This is a genomic window from Vibrio satsumensis (assembly GCF_050337435.1).
GTDB lineage: Bacteria > Pseudomonadota > Gammaproteobacteria > Enterobacterales > Vibrionaceae > Vibrio > Vibrio satsumensis.
In genome coordinates, this window is the sequence record NZ_JAKJSX010000008.1 from 333,421 (window position 1) to 357,267 (window position 23,847).

Below are 23,847 nucleotides of genomic sequence, written 5' to 3' on the forward strand. Positions count from 1 at the left end.
GAATTTTTCGTTGGGTATTTCATATTCTAAGTAGTTATTTAAACTTATCGACTTAGGATTGTAAGGTGATTTTCGAAGAATAATTAGACAAAGTGTCCAAAGAGACATCACTGTAAAATTGTTCGTACATAGTATTTGTGTGAATTTAGTTATAAATACTTGCGAAAAAATACCTTGCTCACATAATGCTGATAACGATTTTCATTCTGACTTCATTTGATTGAGTTAGATGGATTTACAAAGAGAAGAGCCTGAATATGCCAAAGCGTAGTAAAGAAGATACAGAAATCACGATCCAGAAGATCATGGATGCCGTTGTAGACCAGCTATTGAGATTAGGTTACGACAAGATGTCATACACGACGTTGAGTCAACAAACAGGCGTTTCTCGTACAGGTATTAGTCATCACTTTCCAAAGAAAACGGATTTTACTGCTGCTTTAGACGGTCGTATTTTCAAGATGTTCATGGAACACATTGACTTCGAAAATGGCCTTGACGCATTTTCAGCTAGCTGGGTTGCAGCACTTGAAGACGCTGAGTTCCTAGCAATCTTACGTTTACTTTTCCATCATATCGTTACTGCTGAGAGTGCTCATGAGTTCGCTGCAAACGGTATTGATCGTCTATACAAGCTGACTGAAACTCAGTTTGGCGATACAAGCGGTAAAGAACTAGAGTGGTTGATTGGTAAATCATTGATTCGAATGAGCCAATAATCAATACACAATGAAAGAAGCTCCTGAGGGGGCTTTTTTTGTGCCTGCAATTTCATTTATCTCGCTCTTTTTCTCTCGTTCTCACTCCGCTGCCGCTAACTTTATTTAGTTCCAATTGAAGTTATTTCTTTTCTTTTTAAATGCTTACGTTTGCCTCTTATATTCAACCTTAGTTGCTAAAAACTAAGCAACACTAACTGATATTGTTGATTTCTAGAGCCTCAAACGCTCGGAGTGGGACGTTTTGGAGTTCATTGCTATGGTTGCTAATAAAATGGAGTTTAAGACGGGAGAGAGGCTATGAGCCAATAAAAAGCCTCGAGAAAATCGAGGCTTAGAGTGACTTAACTGTTATTAGGAACGAATACTCAAAATGAGTGGGTTCTAAATCGAGTCTATTGTGCGGGGTGAACCTGAGGGAAGCTCATGGTTGGATGTTTTTCGACGATACTTTTGTAGCCGTATACATCCTCAATCATAGAAGGTTGAAGTGCCTCCCAAGGGCTGCCATCGCAAACTAAGTGACCATCTTTTAGTACTACGAGTCGGTCGGAGTACTGAGCGGCCAGGTTTAAGTCATGTAGCACTACGATTACGGCCGCATTTTGGTTGTCGGCTAAATCTCTCGCGATCTTTAAGGTGTTGTGCTGGTGGGCAAGATCCAGTGCAGATGTTGGTTCATCAAGCATCAAGATACATTGATCGCCAGAATAATGAAGCTGAGTTAGCACTCGAGCCAAGTGAACTCGCTGTTTTTCACCGCCAGATAGCGAAGGGTAGAGCCTTTCACTTAGGTGTGTTACATCAGCAACATCCATTTTTTGGCCAGCTATGTTGGTGAGCTTCTTGTTGGACTCTTGTAAGGGGATCCCACCAAGCTCAACAACTTCGTGTGCCAAAAATGGGAAGGTCAAGGTACTGTGCTGAGGAAGCATAGCCAAATGTTTTGCCAACTTATGCGAAGGCCACTTATCTTTGGTGTGTCCAAAATATTGGATATCACCCTTGCTCGAAATCTCTTGGCATAACGCTTTAAGCAGAGTGCTTTTCCCTGCGCCATTTGGCCCAAGCAGTGTGGTTACCTTTCCTGCTTCAATCTCAATAGAAACACCATCTAATATCACTTTACTACCGAACTTCACTTCGATGTCGGTCGCTTTTAACGCTGAAGGAAACATTAAAGGATTCTCCCTTTCTGTTGAAATAGAAGGTACAAGAAGAATGGAGCACCGATGATTGCAGTGACAATGCCTACAGGCAGTTCTGCTGGTGCAAGTACCACGCGTGAGAACATGTCTGCAGCTGTTAATAGTAATGCACCTAGTACTGCTGAAAGGGGCAACAGAATTCGGTGATCTGGGCCAGCTAACATGCGACCTAAATGAGGGATAACAAGGCCGATGAAGCCAATCATGCCAGATAGGCTAACCGTGACACCAACGCCTGCAGCAGTCAGTAGAATCAACCTTCGCTTAAGCTTCTGTACTGGGATACCAAGATGCTGTGCTTCTGATTCGCCAAGTAACAGGGCATTCAGTGACATTGCTTGACGGTAGAAGACAATAAATAGTACGCCCAGAGTGACAGCCGCAAGCAAAATACCTGACCACTTCGCGCCCGCTAATGAACCCATTGACCATAATGAAAGATCACGCAGCATTTGATCATCAGCAATGAAGTTCAAGAAGCCAATACCTGCGCCTGAGAGTGCGCTGATCGCTACACCTGCTAACAACATGATGGTGACTGAAGTACCGAATTTTCCCGTACCTAGCTTATAAACCAGCAGCGTGGTTAAGGCTCCACCTAAAAAGGCAAATATAGGCACTGCTGCAAAGTTCATGAAAGCGGGGTATTGCAGTGAAAGCTCAGAGAAAAGCACGATGGCTAATGCTGCACCTAATGAGGCTCCGGCAGAAACGCCGATGATTCCTGGCTCGGCAAGTGGATTTCGAAACAAGCCCTGCATGACCGCGCCACACAAAGCGAGAATTGCGCCGATTAGTATGCACAATATCGTCCTAGGTAAGCGAATTTCTTGAATCACCAAATTGATGTGAGGTGCTAAGTCATTATTTGGTTGGAGCAGGCTGGCTGCGCTGTCAGCCAAGCTAATGTTCATTGGCCCAACAGTGATCGAGTACAGCGCGACGAAGAGTAAGGTAGCTCCTAGGCCTAACATCGATGTTTTCAGTGGGACGGATCGTAGCAACATAAAGAGCCTCAATGTCTATCACCCGCTTCAATACTTATCACCGACTTCGCAAAAAGCGAGACGGTGATGAGTATTAAGCAAGCAACAGTAAAAATAGGGTAGTTGAGTTATAGCGGGTAGATAAGTTATAGCGGATAGATAAGTGCGTTTAATCGCTTCGCTTCAGAAAGGCTTTCAAGACCAAGCCCTCCAACCAAAGCACTGCCATTAACGGTAATGATTTGCTTGTTCATACCTGCAGGAGTTGCCGCTAACATAGGCAACGATTTCAGGATGGCATCAGCACCGCCCATTTTTTGGTAGCTACGGCCACTGACTAGAATCACATCGGGTTGCATTTCTACCAGTGACTCCATCGACAGTGGCTTGTAAGACGTTAGGCTTTGAGCAGCAGGGTTCACACCGCCAGCCAATTCAATGATCGCATTTGGTGAAGTCTCACCACCGGCAACGTTCGCAGGGCGACTTTCATGCAGCAATAAGAAAAGCACCTTCTTCGCTTCGTTGCTTGGTACTTGGTTTGCTTTCAGTGCAGCAATCTTCTGATTTACTTCAGCTTTAACTTGCTGTGAATGTGCTTCGGTATGGGTAATCTTAGCGATTTGGTCGATACGTTTTAATAGCCCTTCAACATTCGCTTCGGTATTGACGATCTCTACATCGACACCCGCTGATTTCAATTGAGACATAGCGTTGTCTGGTCCCATTTCATCTGAGCCAATTAACGTGGTCGGTTCTAGGGCAAGTAAGCCTTCCGCAGACAGGTTTCGGTGATAACCAATCTTTGGCAGGTTTTCTGCTTGAGGAAAGTGGCTGGTTACATCAATCGCGACCAACTGCTCTTCAGCACCTAATGCCAAAACCAATTCAGTAACAGCACTACCGGCACTGATGATTCGAGGTTGTTCAGCATCGTTGGCCATTGCGGGTGCACTAAGTGCCAAGCTCATAGCGGCAACTGAAAGGAGATGTGTCTTGGTCTTTGATTTATTGAGCACGTTTAAGTTGTTCATAATAAGTTCTTTATATTTTCTTTTTGTATCGCGAAGATACTCAGTGAGCAGTCCGTTCGCATTGTGAGTTCGAATAGATAGAGAGGCTTAGTTCTGTCTATTTGGTCTTAGCTATCAGGAGCCAAATTTCATAAACGCTAGGCTTCATAAAAATTGAGTGTTGTTCTAACCATCGTCCGTGAGCAGTTGAGTCGCTGGTATTCCGTTCTCTTGAAGGAAGGAAAGCAACTTCACTAGGTTCTCCACGTTGGCGGCTTTATCTGCGCCAATGATGATCGGTTTTTTATCCGTTGAACCAGTCTCTTCTAACAGGGCAATCTTGAAGTTTTCCCAGTCGATGTATTCTTGACCGTTAATTGCCCAGTAGGGTTCGCGGTCTAAAATATTGACGCTAATCGAATCCTTGTGGACTTCAGAAACGTTTTTGACATCCGAGCTTGGCAGTTCAACTTCTAGCGATTCCAGCTTTACCGATGCCGTAAGCAATAGAAAAACCATCACGATAAAAATGATGTCGAGTAGCGGCGTTAAGTCCGGCGCTAGGCTTTGCGTGTTCGATGAGTTGGGCGTTTTAATCATGCTTGGCTCACATCACCGGTAGAAGCTTGGTTTACGGTAGTGCTATTCACATCGCCGGACTGATTGGTTTGAATCGACATGCCTTCTAACCACACATTCACATAGTTCAATGTATGCTCCAGTTGAGCTAGCACTCGATCGGCCCATAACCCTAGTAGCTGCGCCCCTGAGATAGCAGGAAGTGCAATCATCAAACCTGCTGCCGTGGTTCTCATTGCTAAGCCAAGACCGTCAGCCAGATCGTTTGGTGTAATGCTGCCTGTTGTCGCGGCAACACCTTTAAACATCTCAATAAGACCAAGTACTGTGCCAAGCAAACCGATGAGTGGGCTGATCACGCCAATCAAACCAAGCAGTCTTAAACCTGCATGGAGCTGGTGGCGTTTTTCTTGTAGCCAAATGCCAGCTGCATCTTCACGCAACCCTTTTGAGAAAGAGTGGTGAGCAAGCAACATTGAGACGCCCTTGTACAGTAGCGGGCGTTTACCTGAAATCGATTGAGCAAGCGCTTCAATCTCTTTACTGTTGGTTGGTGAGATTTGGTTTAGCTCACGACGAATCGCACGTTTGCCCACACCAATGCTGAGCATGACTTGGAATACACGCTCTGCGATGATCATTGCTGTTAGCGCTGAACAGATAAGAAGAGGCCAAGTCATTAAGCCAAGTTGATCTTGTAAGTAACTGATTTGTTGCATGATTAATCCAACCTAAAACGAACAGGTATTTGTACACGGTGAGCAATCGCTCGACCATTGACAGTGTGAGGTGAGAATTTCCATTGTTTAATGGCTTCTAAAGCGGCGTTATCGAGCATTAGTGCGCCTGATGAATTTACTAATGCTTGTTTAATTTGTTTGCCTTCTGCGTCTAACCAGATCTCATAAGTTGCGACACCTTCAACGCCACGACGTCTTGCTTGGCGAGGGTAATTCGGTGGGGTAGGGCGCGCAGAGAACGAAGGTTTAGTGACCAAAACTGGCTCTTGGTTTGATACGCCTTGGTTTACTTCCTGAGGCCGGTTGGCTGACTCGTCCATATTCTTATCGATTTTCTTGTTGGCCAGTTTCTCTGGTTGAGTGGCTGGTTTGGACTTTGGTTCTGGTTTTAGGTCTGGACGCTCTTTCTTAACCACCTTTTTCTCAGTCACCGGTTTCTTTGGAACGGGCTTTTTCTCAACAACCTTCTTCTCAACTTTCTTTGGCTGAGGCTTATTGGTGATCGCTTTTTTCTTTGGGGTTGGCTTAGCTTGCTTTGGCTCAACCGTTTTTGGTTCGACAGGTTTAGGTTCGGCTTGTGAGACCTTTTCTCTTATTGGCTCTGGTTCAACTGGCTCTGTGGTTGTTTTTTGCTGAGCTTGTGAGGGAACGCTCTTAGGAGTGAAGTTGATCGATACCGTGTTCGATTGGCTACCTGCAGGCATCGCAAATACTTTGGATTCTTGAGCGACAAACAATAACGCTGCATGAATCACTAACGATGCACCGCCTGCAATAACATATCTAGGAACGTTCACAATCAATCCTTTACCAAATCAAAATTCTGTATCGGATTATTGCTTAGAATCTAAATAAGATCAATTATCAATTGCATTATCATTTGCGTGTATTTATGATTCTCTCAGTTTTTAGCGAATAGTCTTCCAGGCTTTGCTATGTAAGTGTTTAGAGAGATTATATGAGTCTTGATATTTATAAATTTGACGAATCAATTTTGGGTGTTTCTAGCCCTGATCCGCTTCGTTTTGCGTTTGCGAAAAAGCATTCTGCCCACGCCGGAGGAAGTTCAATTCCGGTCGACCCCAGTAAGAAGTTAGAGCTCTTTGATGAACTGATGCTAAGTGAAGGGAAAAAACAGGATAAACGTTGCCTGTATATCCACATTCCTTTTTGTCGTGTGCGTTGTACGTTTTGTAACTTTTTCCAAAATGCTGCAAGTCGCAAATTAGTGGATGAATATTTCGATGCGCTGATGGTTGAGTTGAAGCAAAAAGCCAAAACGCCTTGGGCTCAGTCTGGATTATTTCACGCCGTCTACATTGGTGGTGGAACACCTACTGACTTGTCTCCTCAACAAGTCGAACAGTTAGGTAAGGCTATTCGCCAATATTTCCCACTGGCAAACGATGTGGAAATGACCTTGGAAGGGCGCATCAATCGATTTGGCGACGAGATGTTTGATCGTGCGCTTGAAGGTGGCTTCAATCGTTTCTCATTCGGTATTCAAAGTTTCAACACTCAAGTTCGACGCAGTGCTAAGCGCCTAGATGACCGAGAGGTTGTTTTAGAACGTATCAGTTCACTAAGTCGTACAGAGCAAGCGCCCATCGTTCTTGATTTGCTATACGGATTACCGCACCAGTCTATGGAAGTGTTCCAACAAGATTTAGAAGACTACATGTCTACTGGCGCACATGGTATTGACCTCTACCAACTGATCGTTGCGGGCAGTGCACCTATGCTTAATCTTGTTGAGAAAGGAAAAATCCCACCACCGGCCAATACGCCTGATAAGGCGAGCATGTACCTGGCGGGTGTTGAATTCATGGCTAAGCACAAGGTTAAGCAGCTGAGCGTGAATCACTGGACTCGCGATAACCGCGAACGCAGCATTTACAACAGCTTAGCGAAAACTTATGCCGAGGTGCTTCCAATTGGTTGTGGTGCTGGTGGCAACATTGGCGGCCACGGTGTGATGCAACATCGAACTTTAGACAGCTACATGGAGTCTATAAAACAAGGTCAGTTGCCGATTGCCATGATGACGAAGCAAAGCTCATTAGAGCCAATCTTCTCGACATTAAAGGCAGGCTTTGATTCTGGTGTTGTTAGAAGAAGTGCGCTACCGAGCTTTATGGGACAAGACACGTTCGACTACCTAAAGCCTCTGTTCGCGCATTGGAAAAAGAACGGTTTAGTTGAGCTTTCGGAAGATTATCTGAGCCTGACTATAGCTGGCAGCTTTTGGGCGGTAAGCCTAGCACAGAGTGTAATTCAGGTGCTTAACGCTGAATGCCAAGCTATGTACCCAGCGCCTAAAGCGTCAGGTTCGGGCGTACGCCCGCATGCAAATTTGAAGCACGCTTAATATCGAATTTTTAGTTTATACGGACACATATTCAATGACAGATACAACATTAGAAATGACACAAACCCTAGAACAACGTGTCGCACGCATTCTAGAAGAAGAACCAAAACTGCTTCCTACTGCTATTGCTGAGAAGCTAGGCGTTTCAGAAGTTGAAGTAGTTGCTGCTTTTCCAAACGACATGGCGGTGATGTTAGATGGCAGCCGTGCCCAAGAGATTCTAGAAGGCTTAGTCGGTTGGGGCCCAGTGACCACAATTATGCATTCATTCGGCTCAATCTTCGAAGTAAAAGCACCGTTCCCTAAAGGTAAAGTAGCGCGTGGTTACTACAACCTGATGGGTAAAGAAGGCGAGCTGCATGGTCACCTGAAACTCGACAACGTTAAACATATCGGTTTGGTGAGCAAGGCGTTCATGGGTCGTGAAAGTCATTACTTCGGTTTTTTCAGTGAAACGGGCGAGAACATTTTTAAGATCTACCTAGGCCGAAACGAAAAGCGTGAGCTTATTGCCGACCAAGTAGAACGCTTCAAAGCACTAAAAGCACAAGCTTAAACAGAATCAGCAGTAATAGTTAATAAGACATCATTGCTCGAGGATCGTTTAGTTCGCTAATGATCGCTCAACCTCGAGCAAAAATAATAAATCAGAGAAAGTGAATAAAGGAATTACCCATGGAACAGCAAGTAAAACAAGAACGTCTACAAGGTCGCCTAGGTCCAGAAATCAAAGAGTTTCGTCAAGAGCGCCGTACCCTTCAACTTGCAACGGTTGATGAAGAAGGCCGCCCAAACGTAAGTTACGCGCCTTTCGTTCAGAACCAAGAAGGTTACTTTGTTCTAATTTCTGATATTGCTCGTCATGCTCGTAACTTGAAAGCAAACCCTCAAGTGTCTTTGATGATGATTGAAGACGAAGAGAGCTCGAAGCAGCTTTACGCACGTAAGCGTCTAACGTTTGATGCGCAAGCGAGTGTTGTAGAACGTGAAACGGAACTTTGGACTCAAGTGATTGGCCAGATGCAAGAGCGTTTCGGCGAGATCATCGATGGTTTGAGCCAGCTTCAAGATTTCTCTCTGTTCAACCTTAAAGCAGAGAACGGCCTGTTCGTAAAAGGCTTTGGTCAGGCATACCAAGTATCGGGTGACGACCTTGTAGATTTCGTTCACCTGCAAGAAGGCCACAAAAAAGTGTCTAACGAATAATTTCGTTTAATCGATTTCTTTAGGAGCCCTCCAATGTGAGGGCTTTTTGCTATCTCATTATCAAACAGGGAAACTGCGGGTCTTTGAGCTAATAAACTCAGACTCAATCAAAGAGTTTGGTATATTGGCGTCTGATTAATATTTATGTGTAAGGATCGATACGTGAAACCAGTAAGTCGAGATTGGGACGAGTTCTGCTACCCGTTTATTTATGAAGACAGTCCTGTCTGTGATTTTGAGATTCTGTCGGACGAGCTTTGCTGCCGAGTTGGATTGGTTCTTTCATTGGAGTTGGAACCACAAGTTCGCGAGATCTTGCAACGCCTACAACCGAACATCTATCATTTAAATGGTTCAGTACGTGGGAAATTAGCGATCACTGAATCCGAACTGGTCGAGCTCAAGCAAGATTATCATCACATTCGCGATCAGCTAGAAGGTGGTTTCAAAGGGTTTGTTTTACCTGGTGGGAACCGAGTGTCGAGCGAACTTCACTTGTGTCGTTGTCAGGCTAAGAAAGTGGTGCGAGCTTTGGTGAGCATTGAGCACCATGAAAGTAACAAGTCCCCGGATCCGATTCTTTATAAATACGCTAACTTAGTTGCGAATACACTCTATGCCTTGGCGTCTTATACCAATCACGTCAAAAAGGTTGAGGAAGTGGAGTTCGTGAGTAAGAGCTATTCCATGCCAAAGAGCCCAATGCCGAAAAAGTCTTAACCGAGCGTTAGATGATTTGGCATGTAGGAAGCTAAACCAAAGTGAAAGGTGGTTTAGCTTTTAAGACAGGGTTTAAGCAGCCGTGGAAGCGTCGTTTAAGACTTTTGCGCCGCGTAGCATGGCTTCGATTAACTCACCCGCATTGAACTTCTCAAGCGCTTCATGTGCCCCCACCTGATTGGCACGGTCAACACAGATCTCACTGGATAGTGATGTGTGCAAAATACAGTAAGCGTGACTTAGAGCACTGTCGTTCTGCACTTCAAATGCAAGCTCATAACCATCTAATCCCGGCATCTCGATATCACTCACGAGGAGATCAATGGCATTGCCAGCACTGGCTTGGCGTCGCATTAGGTCAATGGCATCTAAGCCGTTGTTACAAATGCTGTAAGGGATGTTGATGCTGTCTAAGGCATCAGATAACTGTTTACGCGCAATCAAAGAGTCATCCACTAGTAAGATGTTCAACGCTTTGAGGCGCTCTCTCTCTACATCGGTCAGCATCGGGATATGCGCATTCTCATAATCTGGGTAGATCTTAGAAAGCAGCAGTTCCACGTCGAGCATTTGTACAATACGGTCTTCAAAGCGTGTAATTCCCGTTACAAAGACATTGCGACCCACACTGGTGGGTGGAGATTCAATACTCTTCCAGTCACATTCAATAATTTTATCAATCGAACGAACCAAGAACGCCACAACTGTTCTTAAACAGTCGGTGACGATAAGTACACAATCTTGGTATTCAGCGGGTGTTATCGGGCGGAAGCCAATCGCAGCGGACATATCAATGACTGGAACCGTAAGGTCGCGGATAGTCACCGTACCAATCACGTGATGATGGGAGTAGGGGATCTGAGTCATCGGTTGAAAAGGGACGATTTCTCTGACCTTAAGTGTGCCAATCGCAAAACTTTGAGTAAGGGATAACTTGAACATCAACATTCCCTGTGACTGACTCGCTTTACTGATCGGTTTGGCCATAAGTGGCTCCTACTTAATACGCGCTTAATTTATAAGGATTAATTTAAAGGGAAATGGAAGCCGCAGCAAGTCGCGATACGGTTTTTAATGGCCTTTAAGGCAGTTGTTTTCGGTTATAGAGTGAAGAATAGCTGTTCTTGGGTTAAAATCACGCTAAACGCTGGCTGTCGATGAATTTATTTCGATAAGTCGCTAGCGGCAAACAGATTTACAACAGTCAGTTCATTAGCGATGTTCTAAGCAACCGTCGTAAGTAAACTGGCAGCAACAAACTGAGAATTATCATGGCAAGAACAGCAGCAGCGCTTCATATTTTGGTGAAGCATAAAGAACTAGCAGAAGACATCATGACGCAGCTTAAAAAGGGCGCTAAATTTCAAACGCTAGCAAAGAAACATTCAACCTGTCCATCTGGTAAAAAGGGCGGCGACCTGGGCGAGTTCAAAAAAGGTCAAATGGTGCCTCAGTTTGATAAGGTGTGTTTCTCTGGCGAGACGCTTGTACCACATCTTGTAAAAACAAAATTTGGTTGGCATGTGGTTAAAGTTCTTTACAGAACTTAGCAATAAATATGTGATAGATTGAATAAAAGGAGCGTATATACGCTCCTTTTTTGTGACTTTTTTGCGCATTTAAAAGCACAATGGCTGAGTGTTCATCCCAGACGTTATGCGATAATTGGTGCTACGCCCTCAACTATCCACCGTGAGTAATTGGTAGGAGGAGGAGGGTTTTTAATGAGTAACTCATATAATAAATGCCATTCTTGAGGAAATTTATGCAGCTTTGCCTTTTAGCCTTTGTATTTATCTAGAAAGCTGTAAACGAGTTTGGTAGGAGAACAACATGGAGAGTTCAGCTATGTTAAGCAACCCAGCGACGGATGTCATATTGCATGCCTTTGACTGGTGCTACGCTGACGTAATGAAGAACGCCCCTCTTATCCAAGAGTTGGGTTATAAATCTGTTTTAGTATCACCGGCGATGAAATCGCTGCGCGGCCCTAAAGGCTACGACCGAGATTCTGGTACTCAATGGTGGCAACGCTATCAGCCACAAGACTATCGTGTGATTGATAATCAGTTGGGTGACACGCAAGACTTCACTGCGATGGTGAACACGTTAAAGCAACACGGGCTTCGTACCTATGTAGACGTAGTGTTTAATCACATGGCCAACGAATCAGGTATCCGCAGCGATTTAACGTATCCCAATCAGCAAGACATGGCGTCTTATCAAAAAGAGGCTGACTATTACGAATCCATCCGCTTGTTTGGTGATCTTTCTAAACCATTATTTGATGAAAACGACTTCGTGGAAGCGTTTGGTATCAAGAACTGGAAAGACACATGGGAAGTTCAGAACGGGCGTATTACTGGTGGAGCTAGTGATCCGGGCTTACCAACACTGTTAGACAACGATAATGTGGTTGCACAGCAGCGAGCGTACCTAAAAGCTCTAAAAGCGATTGGTGTGAAAGGTTTTCGTATCGATGCAGCGAAACACATGACACTGTCACACTTGCGTAAGGTGTGGACTGACGATATCTGCGAAGAAATGCACATCTTTGGCGAGATCATTACTGATGGCGGTGCGACGGAAGAAGAGTATGAGCTGTTCCTTGAACCATACCTCAAACACACTCGCTTAGGCGCTTATGATTTCCCGCTGTTCAATACCATCTTCAAAGCCTTTGAAGAGCAGGGTAGTTTTAAATCACTGATCAACCCCTACTGTTTCGGTCAAGCACTATCGAACATGCGAGCCATCACGTTTGCGGTAACCCATGATATTCCGAACAACGAGGTGTTTCTGGAGCATGTGATGGATGAAGTCGATGAGCGATTGGCTCATGCTTTCATTCTTGGTCGAGATGGCGGTGTGCCGCTTGTTTACAGTGAGCTGAGCACCAGTGGTATTCTGGATCAGAACGGCCAGCCTCGCTGGCTTAATGACTGGCAAGCGCCTTACATGAAAAACATGATTCAATTCCATAACCATGTTCATGGCGAAGCGATGCGTGTGGTTGAAGCGAATGATGATTTACTGGTGTTTGTCCGTGGTGATAAAGGCATTGTGGTGATCAACAAGTCGAAACGAAGCAAAACAGCCTCATTAAATTGGACTTGCGCAGTGACCGATTTGTTGTCAGGAGAGGTGTTCGACTGTGTTGGTAAGGACTTAACCATTAAGGTTGAGCCTAACCAGTGCATGATGCTGACGACCACGAGTTATGTCTAATCGGTTAGAAAGAAAAGATTGAAAAGAAAGCCCCGTTACTGACAATCAGTAAGCGGGGCTTTTAATATGAAGCTATTTATTCTTTACTAAACAGAGTGTTAGTTAAACGGTAAGGCGGTTAAACCGTAAACTTGTTCAGTAGCTCGTCTTGTTGGCGAACATTGTCCGTTTGTACCTGCATTGCTGTGTTCGCCTCTTGAGCCGCGTTTGATACTTGTGTTGAAAGGTCTTTGATCTTAACAGTGTTGTTGTTGATCTCTTCCGCTACCAAGCTCTGCTCTTCTGCAGCTGAAGCAATCTGAATGTTCATATCAGAGATGCGCTGAATCGCGTCACGGATACGGTCAAGTGAAGAGTTCGCTTGCTGAGCACGTTCTACGGCGTCAGTAGCCGTGTCTTTACTTTGGTTCATCGCGTTCGATACTGAGCTTGCACCCGCTTGGAGCTGCTCAATCATGTTGCGGATTTCAGTGGTTGACTCTTGAGTACGTTGCGCCAGAGTTCGAACTTCATCGGCAACGACTGCGAAACCACGACCAGATTCACCAGCACGCGCTGCTTCAATCGCTGCGTTCAATGCGAGTAGGTTCGTTTGGTCTGCAATGTCGTTGATTACCTTAAGAATCGTTTCAATGTTTGCTGTTGCTGATTCAAGTACTTGTACTTCTGCAACGGCTTGATCAATACGCGCTGAGAGGTTATCAATGGCTTGAGTCGTGTCACTTACGACAGAAGTACCGTCTAGCGTTGCTTCGTCTGCTTCACGAGCTGCTGCTGCTGCGCCCTGAGCGTTGTTTGCTACTTCTGTTGCAGTCACTGCCATTTCGTTCATTGCAGTTGCTAGCTGTTCTAGCTCTTGCAGCTGCGTGTTCATCGCATTTGCTGATTCGCCTGCGCCTTTTACCGTGATTTCTGTACCACGTTTAATCTCAACACCAATCGCTTTCGATTGAATGATCTGATTTTGCAGGTTTTCGGTAAAGGTGTTGAAGCCTTTCGCTAGGTCAGAGAACTCTTTGTCTGTGTTGGTATCTAGACGTTTAGTTAGGTCTCCTTGTCCGCTCGCTACATCTTGAATTGCTTGGTTAAGCGCATCCAGTGGGCGCATCAATACACGAATCAGAACAGTCAGTGCAATGATGCTGAGAATAACTGCAATCAACGAGTAGATCATTGAGCTGTGTTTCAAGTCTTCGACCGTTTGGTAAGCGATCTCTTCATCTAGGATAGCGCCGATGTACCAATCTTCACTTGGAATGTGCGTGAAGTTAACTAGGAACATCTTACCGTCGACTTCGATCTCTTGAGAACCTTCACGAATAGTCGTTTGTGGCATGTAGCTTGAAAGTGTTTCACCGTTGTTTTTAGCATTTGGGTGAGCAATCGTTGTGCCGTCGGCTGTCACTAGGAATAAGTAACCCGCATCAAACAAGTTCACTTGGTTGACCAAGGTTGCAAGGTTCGTCAATTCTAGGTCGTAGAACATACCCGCAGTGAAACGACCGTTGTCTTTAACTGGTGTGCCCACTGATATGATGACTTTCTTACTTGATGCATCCACATAAGGAGCAGTCACAACTAAACTGTTTTTGGATTTAGCATCAATGTACCAAGGACGAATTCGAGGGTCGTAATCTGGACCTGCATCCCAACCGTCATCATTTTCAATGACATAACCGTTGGCTTCATAACCAAAACCAACCGCTAGGAAGCTGTTTTTAAGCTTTGGTTTTTCTAAGATTTCTTTTACGTAAGCGCGATCTTCAGGGTTGATCTCGATGACTTCAGTCGTCGATTGAGCCAGTGCCTTCTTGGCGTTCATCTCTGATTCGACGGTATTTTTAACGCCAGAGACCATTTCTTTCAGGCTCGCATTGACGTGGTTTTCTACAGCGCTTCTTACGGTGTAAAGTTGTTGTATTGAAAGCAATGATACTGTCACTAGCAGCAAGGCTGATGATGCAGCAACCACCTTATGGCTAAATTTCATTGAGTTTTCCCCTTCTCACAGGCTTTGCGAAGACTAAAGTTAATCGTGTTTTTGTAATTATATATATCGACTAGATTGAAAATTACTTGAATGTAAATTCACAAAATAGACTACAAAAATACAACAACCCACACAATGCAAAATTCAATTAATTACATATTTGCTACTTTTGTTTTTTTGTTCAATGAGTTGGGGAATGAGCCTAGACGGAGTTTAAGGGGGAATTAAGAATGTATTAATTGAGTGCTTATGCGCTAAGTTTTCTATTAAAAAGAGGAAGGGTGAATAAAAGATATGAAATTAAATGATATGCAGAACTAATGTGTCGATTACACTTTAAATAACAATGTGTATATATTTCGTGCAAATAAAAAGCCCCACAAAAGTGAGGCTTATAATTATCTCTGCTTACTTATATAAGTAGCATCTAATTTAGAATATTAGGTGAGCTACACCAGCGATAACTGGAAGCGTAATTAGAGTACGCAGAATAAAGATAATAAACAGTTCCAAGATGTTCACTGGGATCTTACTGCCTAGAAGCAGAGCGCCTACTTCAGACATGTAAATCAGCTGAGTTACTGACATTGCTGCAATAACAAAGCGAGTCATCTCGTTGTCGATAGAAGCGGCAAGAATCGCAGGAATGAACATATCCGCAAAACCAACAACGATGGTTTCAGATGCAGCAACGGCTTCAGGTACACCAAGTAGCTCTAGGAATGGGATGAAAGGCTGACCTAGGATTGAGAACACAGATGTGTATTCCGCAATAACTAGCGCCATTGTACCCAACCCCATAACCACAGGCAGAACACCAAATACCATATCAACTGCGTTACGAACGCCTTCGCCAAATACAGACTTAGCCGACTTCACTTGAGATGCTTTATTTACCGCTAGCTCAAGACCCCAAGAGAAGGTTGAGTGACCCGCAGGGATTGCGTCAGCGTCTTTGTGAGGCTTGCTGCCATCAATGAAGGTGTCTTTCTTCATGCTTAGTGGCGGAAGGCGAGGGATGATTACCGCAGCCACAATACCCGCCAGACAGATTGCTGCGTAGAAAGGCAGGAACAAGTGTTCCAACTCTACTTGTGCAATGACCACTAGGCTGAATGTAATCGATACTGCCGAGAAAGTCGTACCAACAACAGCAGCTTCACGCTGAGTGTAGAATTTCTTCTCGTATTGCTTGCTGGTAAGAAGGATACCAACGCTGCCATCACCTAACCAAGAAGCCATACAGTCGATAGCACTACGACCTGGTAGGTTGAAGATTGGGCGCATGATTTTACTTAACAGGGTGCCAAACAACTCTAGTAAACCGAAGTTAAGTAGAAGAGGCAGTAGCAAACCCGCAAAGATAAATACTGAGAACAGTGTAGGAAGCAGGCCTTCTAACACTAAACCACCGGTGTTTTCTTCCCAAATAAACTCTGGGCCAACTTGGAAGAACGCCATGAATGCCGCAGCACCACCAATCAAACGAACCAACAACCACAGTGGAGATGGGTTGAAAAGGCCGTTTAAAAATGAATTCGATGTAATGAATGTAGGCTTGAAAATGGTGCTTAAAACGGAAGCTACAGACATGAAAGCGACGATCGCAGTGATGATAGAGACTAGGTACTCACCGAAAACCGCTTGAATTGACTTGGCTAAGATCGCTACAGGGATGGTGAGATCGCCTTGGTAGCTGATTGGTGCCATGAAAAGGAATAAACCAATCAATGATGGGATTAAGAAAACCCAGAAACTGCCTTTAGATTTCTCTGTTTGAGCAGTATTCGTGTTGTTAGACATGTTATTGTTCTCGAATTTCTACACGTAAAAAAGCCACATCCTTGGCATTTTTATTCACTAAACGTCCGTATTTTCTCATTGGGTGCAAGATTACCCAGTATTAATATCGCTTGCAATACTATTCATCAAATATCGCTAAGTATTCACACTGGTTATTCTGCAACTCATTAAGAGTTTAGAATAAAGTGTTGCGGATGTTACGTAGTTTGAGGATATATTGCCAGGTATTTATAAATTGATTGAGGATTCAGTTCGATAGGTCAGGTAGACCCAGTAGCTAAATGCGATAATGAAGGCGAAAGAGGCAGGGAAAGCCAACGCTAAAATTTCAAAGCGCTGAAACAGGCATGCGCCGCTTAAACCACCAAACAGAAAGCCAACCACAATGAACATCAGCAACTTGGCTTTTCGGCGGTCAAAGGGCATCCCCTTTAAGCGTGCGCCAATCATTATCCCAAGATCGGTAATGATCCCGCTCATGTGTGTTGTTCGAATGATTGCACCGCTGTAAGTGGTGATCATCGCATTCTGCAAACCACACGCGGCTGAAGCGAAATACTGGCCTGAAGTGTAGCCTTGCAACAGTGCCCATAGTGCCAAGAACAGTAATCCACCTTCTATACATAAAGCAACACCATAACGGCGGCCTAGCTTCAGTGCTTGATTTTCAATAAAGAACCCGCTGAACGCTGCACCGAACATAAAGCTCATGATCACCAACAGGAGATGGACAGAAGCCGAAGTTGGTGTGAGCAGACTACTGCCTAGTAAAGACATGGTGCCCGATATGTGGGAGATTGCTTGGTGTTGGAAACCGAGTAAGCCGATTGCATTAACGCTGCCAGCAAGGCCTGCTAACAGTAAGGCGCCGTATTCAACCCAGCGAGGTAGCTTAGAAATCATGTTGTTCACCCTGGGTTAAAAAGAGGAGCAGATTATAACGCTAGCGAAAAGATACGCTAGCGTTGTGGAGCATTGATATTTGATCTTAGGCAACAGTATTGCAGTTTGTTTTAATGCTGTTGCTTTATAAAGATAAAGGTCAGTAACAAGCTAGTTATAGTGACTCATTTGATGGTCGAATTTGACCCAACCATGTTTCCGTTCTTCGTAGACTGAAAAGCTTGGTAGCGGAAAGTCTTGCTCTTTAAATAATCCGAGCGGGACAATATAAAAATCGGCAGCAGCAACAGATTGTAAGAGCATGGTGGTGCCACATTTAGGGCAAAACTGATAGGTGACTTCATTACCCGTATCGCTGATGCGTGAGAAAGAGGTCACTTCTCCGCTTAGGGTGACTTGCTCTATTGGGAACCTAGCCTGAACACCGAATACACTTCCGGTGCGTTTCTGACACTCATAGCAATGGCATACAGAGGTTCGTTGAGGTTCACCTCTGCATACTAGATTGACTGATCCACAGCGGCATTCGCAACTTCTGATATTTCTATCTTTAATATGATTGATATCCATCCATGCTCCACTTCTGGTTAACCCTGTATTGATAATTATACTAAAGCCCTTTATGGTCTGCACAACTGGATGAAAACAAAAGAATATAATTGCTCATGAAAAAGAAAATCTTACCTATTCCTCTGATTTTACTGATTCCAATCGTCATGCTGGTCGTGGTGATACTGGCGGGTGTTTATCGCTTTAGCTTAAGTGACGAAGAGATCTTGGCGAAGTTTCCTTCTTCTCAAGTGAGTTATGACCCAGTCGTAGAAACCGTTTTTGATTTGAAGACGACTAACCCATGGACAATTAAAGTACCTGAGACCAACGCGTACGCTTTTATCAATGAATTCGATGAACCTAGAGCTATAGCCTTTGGACGCTATGATTCGGGTGTTGAGCGCGGTGTGGTAACGGTAGACACCAATAACCTTTCAGCTGTCACGTTAGGTAAGGCGAGTTTCTTCGTCGCGCCGATGTGGATATCTAACCAAGGCAGCGGTGTGTTTTATTATCTTGGCCTGTTTAAACATGACCAGCAACGAAGCCGTGTGGTGTTAGTCGACCAACTTTTACTGGGTGATCGTATACAGATTCAGACATTGGAGGTCGCTAAGCAGCCAGATTCGCGATCACAAAATAAACTCACTGGGGAAGGCTTTATCGGCTTTACTCAGCATTCTTCGGAACAATCATTTGCAGAATCCCCTTCTGAAAAGGTGTTAATGAGCTTTTCTTTTGATACGCAATCAATTGGTAAGCAATAACGTTTTCGTTAGTGTAAGGATCTGTTGTTTATGTGAGCCAAATTACATACTATCTTAGGTAGATGAATGAAATTTAGACACACTTTGCTTTGTGTCTGCTTACTTTTACAAATGGAGCTTGCGAATGATTAATAAACGTTTTTTTAAAACGAAAGATGAAGTTGAAGTGACCTTCGAGCTAGAAGCTCAAGAAGCGAACTCGGTATCCATCGTTGCTGACTTTCTTGATTGGAAAGCCACGCCAATGAAAAAACTGGCGAAAGGGAAGGTTTACAAGTTTAAAACTCGCTTACCTAAAGATGGCGAGTTTCAATTTCGCTACCTAGTTGATGACCAACAATGGGTTAACGATGCGAATGCTGATCGTTACATCCCTAACGAGTTTGGTGAAGACAACTGCTTGGTATCGACGGTTAACGCTTAACTTTGGCCTAAATTATCAACTAATTCGCTTCGTCTATTAATTAATCGAAACGGAATAACGTAAATCAATCAAAAGCAGATACTAGCCGTTTCTGCTTTTTTATTTTCAAATGTAGCGGTTAATTTTATTTCTCGTTTAATTGCTTCTTCATCTATGGCAACTCAATGACTTAGCCTAAATTGAGCAGATTCATATCATATTATGACAATGCATTGATGATTTATGCGTTTGAAAAGCATATCCTATGCCTTTATATCGTAGAAAGACCTGTTTACCGTGTATTCAAAAATATTTCCCTCTCCGTTTGCTGAGCTTTCACCTGTAAAAAAAGTAGCTATTTTAGGGCTGCCACTTATTGCAGCGATTGGTGTTGCTTTGCAATCTTCACAATCGGATCTGACGAAAACGATCGATCTTGATTTACCAGACTCAACCGTTATTGAGTCCATTCTGTCACCTTCTTCTGTTACCGTTATTGAGCCACCGACATTTGAGTATCAAATTCAAACGGGCGATAACTTGAGTAGCATTTTCACTCAACTTGGATTTTCTTATAAATCGATGATGAGCGTGATGGAAACCGATTTAAACTTTCTTGCGTTAGATACGCTTCGTCCGGGCAATACCTTACGTTTCTGGCGTGATGAAGCGACGGGTGAACTTTCCAAAATGGAGCTTCAATTTAGCGTCGCAGATAAAGTGGTTTATCGACTGCTTGATGACGGTAGCTACGAATTCGAAGATATTTCTATTCCGGGTGAATGGAAGCAAAAGCCTTTAGTGGGTGATATTCAAGGCAGTTTCTCGATGTCGGCTAACAAGGTTGGCCTGAATAGTCTTGAGATTGATCATATTGTTACTCTGTTGAAAGATAAGCTTAATTTTAGCCGTGATTTGCGTGTTGGTGATCAGTTTGAAGTGCTTCAGAAAGCGCAATTTGTTGATGGTGTTGCAACCGGAAAACGTGAAATTGAAGCAATTAAGATCATGAATCGTAATCGTGTTGTGTCAGCGTATTTACATACTGATGGGCAATATTACGATGCCAATGGCGATAGCTTGCAGCGTGCTTTCCAACGTTACCCTGTGAGCAGTGGTTGGCGTCAAAGTTCTCAATTTAATCCTAAGCGCTTACACCCCGTGACTGGGCGAGTCTCACCGCACAATGGTACAGATTTCGCGACGCCGATTGGCACCCCAGTTCAAGCGACGGGTGATGGCAAAGTGATTATGACTCGTAAGCACCCATACGCTGGTAATTACGTGGTTATTCAGCACGGTAGTACCTATAAAACACGCTACCTACATTTGAGCAAGATCCTCGTGCGTAAAGGACAAACGGTGTCTCGTGGTCAGCGCATTGGCTTATCAGGTAAAACTGGCCGAGTGACCGGCGCACACTTGCACTACGAGCTAATTGAGCGCGGTCGTCCTGTGAATGCAATGACAGCGAATATCCCTATGGCAGATTCTGTGCCTAAAAAGGAAAAAGCGACGTTTGTAGCTGCAAGAGATGAAGCTGATAAGCTATTGAAGGCAGCGTTAGAAACTCGCAATCTAGCAATGGTTAATAATGCTAGTAAGTAGCTAGCCATTAAACTGTTTTAAAGCCGCAAGAGCATCACAAAGCACAGTCAGTGTTAAGTGATGCTCTTGCGGCTTTTTAGTTCTCAATAGAAGGTTCGGTAAGGGTTTAAACTAAAGGCTCTGAGTGCGCGACATAGCTAACGATAGCTTCAGGTCGCATCGGGGGCGAGTAGAGATAGCCTTGAATTTTGTCACACCCCATTGCGTGCAGTTTTTCTAATTGCTCACGCTTCTCAACACCTTCCGCAACCAAAGATACATCGAGCCTATGGGCTAGTTGAACAATCAACCAGACAACGCTCTCGGATGTAGAGCTTGTTAGTAAGTTACGAATAAAGGTTGCATCAATTTTAATGCAATCGATAGGGTAGCTGTGGATGTAGTTCAAACTGGAGTAGCCGGTACCGAAGTCGTCGAGTGCAATCGTGAAGCCTTGTCCTCTCAGAAAGTTAAGAGCGGATTTAGTCTCTTGCGTCGGAGAGAGTAGTACTGTTTCGGTTAACTCGATAACAAATTCATTCGCCTTAAAATGGTGCTGTTCAATAGTTCGAGTCAGGTATGAGATATAACGTTTCGAATCGGTGAGCTCGTGCGCGGAGCAGTTAATTCCAAGCTTAACCTTGTAGCCCAAGCCTTGTTCTAATGTTGTTTTTGCACGGCACACCAACTCGATGATGCGTTCTCCCAGTTCTACAATCAGCCCTGATTCTTCTGCCACTTGAATGAACTCCATAGGCGATATATCACCATGTTTGTTCGTTTTCCAGCGAGTAAGTACTTCGAAATATTCCCATTGAGTATCAGCTTGACCCACGATCGGCTGCACAACTACGTACATGCCATTACCATTGGGTACATAACTGCCTGAAATAGGACTCTCAAGCTCACTTCGTAAGGCGGTGATTAACTCGGTTTTCCTTTGATAACGGACCCTCAAGTGAGTGTCGTAACATTGAATGTGGGTATCTTGGCTGTGTTTACACTCTTTAAGTGCCAAGCTAGTGTTGAAGATGATCTGTTCTACGTCCTTGTCACCCCCATCTGAACGGGCGATGCCGATACTAACGTCGAAATCGATTTTAATATCAACATTACTGTAACCTTGTTTTATCTTGGCTAGGATTTGCTCGCAAACTGCTATTGGGTCCGAATTATAGGTAATGAAAGCAAACTCATTGCCAGCAGTCCGGAAAGTCAGATTGCTTTCGGGTAAGGTTCTACGCAATGTTTCTGCGACAAATTGAAGTACCTTATCGCCAATATAATTGCCGTGCATGTCATTGATGGCTTTGAAGCTATTGATGTCGAGCAGGGCGAGCGAGAATGGAGTGACGCTCTGTTGAGTGATCGATTCCAAGGTATCAGACAAGCAGCTTCGGTTTAGTACCCCCGTTAAGCTGTCGTGTGATACTTCGTAACTGAGTTGATTAACCAGTTGTTCAGAACGGTCGTTGAACCACATTTCACGCAAGGTATGGATGATGATGTCAGCGAACAATTGGTGGTGTTTTATCACGTCTTGTTGTTGAACTGGACTTAGAGGCGAGGTAAACGTTGAGAACAACACCCCCATCACTTCACCACTTTGAGTACGAGTAGGGATCGCGATGGAGTTTTGTGAGGTGATTTCCTGCCTAAATGCCGATGTTGGCAATGACTGGACGACATGCTGAGCAAACGAGCAATCCGGGTGCCTTTGATTGACTGCTTGTTGGTAGATCTGCCCATGACGTGCGTTGATTTTATCATGCAGTACATGGTCAGAGTGGGCGATCACCAAAGGAACGATTTGATCTGGGAAGTGCTTCTTCTCAATGATGCTGGTGTACTGAGTACCAAAGGTTTGATGTAAAGTAAGTACGGCTGACTCTAAAAGGTCGATACCTTCCAATTTCAGTAAACGACCAATGCGCTCTGTGTCTATCATGCTGTTATGCGTATGTTGAGTCATAGTCACCATCCTTAGTTAACCAGATTCACTGTGTAAGCTGTATGTGTATGATCTTGTCTATACGATTTTGGCACTACGCAGTCTTAAGTTTTAGTACCTATATGCGTCTAGTTTATTATTGTTCGTGTTGTATAACTTTTCAAATTAAAATGTGACTTATTTCACAGAGCCTGAGTGCTGCGCTCTTTGTCTAGCCTCTCTTTTAAATGATCCAGAAATAACTTGGTTCGCGTATGTGAGTAATCAAGCTTAGGGTAATACGCGTAAACCATCACTTCGTCGGCGGTTATATTTGGTAATACTGGAACTAACGTCCCTTGTTTAAGATCTTCTTTGATCATCGCTTTGATGGTTAACAACACTCCCATTCCTCGCTTCGCAGCATGAAACAAAGCTTCTGGATTCGTGGTAGCAAAGTTGCCGTTTAAAGTGATGCGTTGCCCTTTGGTTAGCGTGACTTCACGGGTTGGACGCTCTCCCCAGATTAAAGAATTATGCTGCTCTAAATCTTGTTCGCAGGTGGGGTAACCGTGTTTGGCGAGGTAACTCGGTGCGGCATAGAACCCCGCTTTGTGCTCAAACAAGGGCGTTTTCTTGAAGCTTAAAGAGTTGAGCTGTTCCAATTCTCGGCTGATCACCAGATCCAATCCAAGTTCAGGTAATTGTCCTGAAGTGGTGGTGATGAGCTGTACCTTAATATCCGGATACTTTTCAAGGAAGTCGTCCATGTGCTGAACCAGAAACTTAGAGCCGACCGCGATGGTCGCACCTATCTTCAGTAAGCCTGCGGGAGTTTGGTTAACTGAGCGAGTTTCATCAATGATTGACTGCCAGTTATCGAGCTGATCTTTGGCTCGTTGGTAAAACAGCGCGCCCGCTTCGGTTTGGCTAATCGAGCGGGTTGTACGCTTCAGTAGCTGAGTCCCGATGCGTTCTTCGAGCCAGTTTACCCTTTTGCTTATCGCTGAGCTGGTGGTATTGAGTTTACGCGCAGCACCATTGAAACTGCCTTCTTCCACCACTCTAACGTAGCTCTTTACGTTGAGAATCCAATCCATATTGTTTCCTATTAGGACTTAATTAAATTCCAATTTGGTTAATTA

Annotated in this window: 23 protein-coding genes; 10 read left to right on the forward strand and 13 right to left on the reverse strand. The window is 44.2% G+C overall.

Annotated features, from left to right (window positions below):
- Window positions 1–257: 257 nt before the first annotated feature.
- The gene (locus tag L4C44_RS12400; protein ID WP_004731875.1) at window positions 258–719 is read left to right on the forward strand and encodes a TetR/AcrR family transcriptional regulator; all 462 of its coding nucleotides are present in this window, start codon (window positions 258–260) and stop codon (window positions 717–719) included.
- Window positions 720–1,114: 395 nt separating this feature from the next.
- On the opposite strand, the gene L4C44_RS12405 is transcribed toward L4C44_RS12400, so the two are convergent.
- The 6 genes from L4C44_RS12405 to L4C44_RS12430 form a co-directional block, all read right to left on the reverse strand.
- Window positions 1,115–1,897, reverse strand: a complete 783-nt coding sequence (locus tag L4C44_RS12405; RefSeq protein WP_285953772.1) for a heme ABC transporter ATP-binding protein — start codon at window positions 1,895–1,897, stop codon at window positions 1,115–1,117.
- Window positions 1,897–2,934: a FecCD family ABC transporter permease gene (locus L4C44_RS12410; protein ID WP_428805147.1), complete on the reverse strand. Its 1,038-nt coding sequence runs from the start codon at window positions 2,932–2,934 to the stop codon at window positions 1,897–1,899. Before L4C44_RS12410 ends, L4C44_RS12405 begins: the two co-directional genes overlap by 1 nt.
- A 125-nt stretch (window positions 2,935–3,059) precedes the next feature.
- Window positions 3,060–3,947 (reverse strand): heme/hemin ABC transporter substrate-binding protein, encoded by an 888-nt coding sequence (locus L4C44_RS12415; protein ID WP_428805148.1) that lies wholly within the window; start codon window positions 3,945–3,947, stop codon window positions 3,060–3,062.
- A gap of 165 nt (window positions 3,948–4,112) precedes the next feature.
- Window positions 4,113–4,526 carry an ExbD/TolR family protein gene (locus L4C44_RS12420; protein ID WP_017067951.1) on the reverse strand — a complete coding sequence of 138 codons (414 nt, stop codon included), beginning with the start codon at window positions 4,524–4,526 and terminating at the stop codon, window positions 4,113–4,115.
- Window positions 4,523–5,224: a MotA/TolQ/ExbB proton channel family protein gene (locus L4C44_RS12425; protein ID WP_428805149.1), complete on the reverse strand. Its 702-nt coding sequence runs from the start codon at window positions 5,222–5,224 to the stop codon at window positions 4,523–4,525. Before L4C44_RS12425 ends, L4C44_RS12420 begins: the two co-directional genes overlap by 4 nt.
- Before the next feature lie 2 nt (window positions 5,225–5,226).
- Window positions 5,227–6,042 carry an energy transducer TonB gene (locus L4C44_RS12430; RefSeq protein ID WP_428805150.1) on the reverse strand — a complete coding sequence of 272 codons (816 nt, stop codon included), beginning with the start codon at window positions 6,040–6,042 and terminating at the stop codon, window positions 5,227–5,229.
- A gap of 161 nt (window positions 6,043–6,203) precedes the next feature.
- Between L4C44_RS12430 and hutW the strand changes: the two genes are divergently transcribed.
- The 4 genes from hutW (at window position 6,204) to L4C44_RS12450 (ending at window position 9,539) form a co-directional block, all read left to right on the forward strand.
- The gene (gene hutW / locus L4C44_RS12435) at window positions 6,204–7,613 is read left to right on the forward strand and encodes a heme anaerobic degradation radical SAM methyltransferase ChuW/HutW (RefSeq protein ID WP_428805151.1); all 1,410 of its coding nucleotides are present in this window, start codon (window positions 6,204–6,206) and stop codon (window positions 7,611–7,613) included.
- A 34-nt stretch (window positions 7,614–7,647) separates the two neighbouring features.
- A complete protein-coding gene (gene hutX / locus L4C44_RS12440) occupies window positions 7,648–8,169 on the forward strand; it encodes a heme utilization cystosolic carrier protein HutX (protein WP_428805152.1) in 522 nt (173 codons plus the stop codon).
- A 119-nt stretch (window positions 8,170–8,288) separates the two neighbouring features.
- Entirely contained in the window at window positions 8,289–8,819 is a 531-nt protein-coding gene (gene hutZ / locus L4C44_RS12445) for a heme utilization protein HutZ (RefSeq protein WP_004731858.1), read from the forward strand.
- A 162-nt stretch (window positions 8,820–8,981) separates the two neighbouring features.
- Window positions 8,982–9,539: an ATP:cob(I)alamin adenosyltransferase gene (locus tag L4C44_RS12450; RefSeq protein ID WP_428805153.1), complete on the forward strand. Its 558-nt coding sequence runs from the start codon at window positions 8,982–8,984 to the stop codon at window positions 9,537–9,539.
- Between the two features lie 72 nt (window positions 9,540–9,611).
- Here the strand turns inward: L4C44_RS12450 and L4C44_RS12455 are convergent, their stop codons facing one another.
- Entirely contained in the window at window positions 9,612–10,526 is a 915-nt protein-coding gene (locus L4C44_RS12455) for a chemotaxis protein (protein ID WP_048662365.1), read from the reverse strand.
- 284 nt (window positions 10,527–10,810) lie between these two features.
- Here L4C44_RS12455 and ppiC point away from each other — a divergent pair, with 284 nt between their 5' ends.
- Both ppiC and L4C44_RS12465 read left to right on the forward strand, forming a co-directional pair.
- Window positions 10,811–11,089, forward strand: coding sequence for a peptidylprolyl isomerase PpiC (gene ppiC / locus L4C44_RS12460; RefSeq protein WP_017062750.1), 279 nt, complete (start codon window positions 10,811–10,813; stop codon window positions 11,087–11,089).
- Window positions 11,090–11,372: 283 nt separating this feature from the next.
- Entirely contained in the window at window positions 11,373–12,767 is a 1,395-nt protein-coding gene (locus tag L4C44_RS12465; RefSeq protein ID WP_428805154.1) for an alpha-amylase family glycosyl hydrolase, read from the forward strand.
- 118 nt (window positions 12,768–12,885) lie between these two features.
- Here the strand turns inward: L4C44_RS12465 and L4C44_RS12470 are convergent, their stop codons facing one another.
- The 4 genes from L4C44_RS12470 to L4C44_RS12485 all read right to left on the reverse strand — a co-directional run bounded on the left by L4C44_RS12470 (window position 12,886) and on the right by L4C44_RS12485 (window position 18,096).
- Window positions 12,886–14,757, reverse strand: coding sequence for a methyl-accepting chemotaxis protein (locus tag L4C44_RS12470; RefSeq protein ID WP_428805155.1), 1,872 nt, complete (start codon window positions 14,755–14,757; stop codon window positions 12,886–12,888).
- 432 nt (window positions 14,758–15,189) lie between these two features.
- Window positions 15,190–16,560: a YjiH family protein gene (locus tag L4C44_RS12475; protein ID WP_428805156.1), complete on the reverse strand. Its 1,371-nt coding sequence runs from the start codon at window positions 16,558–16,560 to the stop codon at window positions 15,190–15,192.
- Between the two features lie 228 nt (window positions 16,561–16,788).
- Window positions 16,789–17,463 (reverse strand): YoaK family protein, encoded by a 675-nt coding sequence (locus L4C44_RS12480; protein WP_146490914.1) that lies wholly within the window; start codon window positions 17,461–17,463, stop codon window positions 16,789–16,791.
- Between the two features lie 150 nt (window positions 17,464–17,613).
- On the reverse strand, window positions 17,614–18,096 hold the full coding sequence (locus L4C44_RS12485; protein WP_179947237.1) for a GFA family protein: 483 nt from the start codon (window positions 18,094–18,096) through the stop codon (window positions 17,614–17,616).
- Between the two features lie 32 nt (window positions 18,097–18,128).
- On the opposite strand from L4C44_RS12485, the gene L4C44_RS12490 reads away from it, so the two are divergent.
- The 3 genes from L4C44_RS12490 (at window position 18,129) to shyA (ending at window position 20,793) form a co-directional block, all read left to right on the forward strand.
- Window positions 18,129–18,782 carry a hypothetical protein gene (locus tag L4C44_RS12490; protein ID WP_428805157.1) on the forward strand — a complete coding sequence of 218 codons (654 nt, stop codon included), beginning with the start codon at window positions 18,129–18,131 and terminating at the stop codon, window positions 18,780–18,782.
- 124 nt (window positions 18,783–18,906) lie between these two features.
- Window positions 18,907–19,206 carry an isoamylase early set domain-containing protein gene (locus L4C44_RS12495; protein WP_009845720.1) on the forward strand — a complete coding sequence of 100 codons (300 nt, stop codon included), beginning with the start codon at window positions 18,907–18,909 and terminating at the stop codon, window positions 19,204–19,206.
- 276 nt (window positions 19,207–19,482) lie between these two features.
- The gene (shyA, locus tag L4C44_RS12500; protein WP_372384858.1) at window positions 19,483–20,793 is read left to right on the forward strand and encodes a peptidoglycan DD-endopeptidase ShyA; all 1,311 of its coding nucleotides are present in this window, start codon (window positions 19,483–19,485) and stop codon (window positions 20,791–20,793) included.
- Window positions 20,794–20,899: 106 nt separating this feature from the next.
- On the opposite strand, the gene L4C44_RS12505 is transcribed toward shyA, so the two are convergent.
- Both L4C44_RS12505 and L4C44_RS12510 read right to left on the reverse strand, forming a co-directional pair.
- Window positions 20,900–22,744, reverse strand: a complete 1,845-nt coding sequence (locus L4C44_RS12505) for a putative bifunctional diguanylate cyclase/phosphodiesterase (RefSeq protein WP_428805158.1) — start codon at window positions 22,742–22,744, stop codon at window positions 20,900–20,902.
- 161 nt (window positions 22,745–22,905) lie between these two features.
- Complete coding sequence (locus L4C44_RS12510; protein WP_146490910.1) at window positions 22,906–23,802, reverse strand: LysR family transcriptional regulator; 897 nt, start codon at window positions 23,800–23,802, stop codon at window positions 22,906–22,908.
- Window positions 23,803–23,847: the final 45 nt, after the last annotated feature.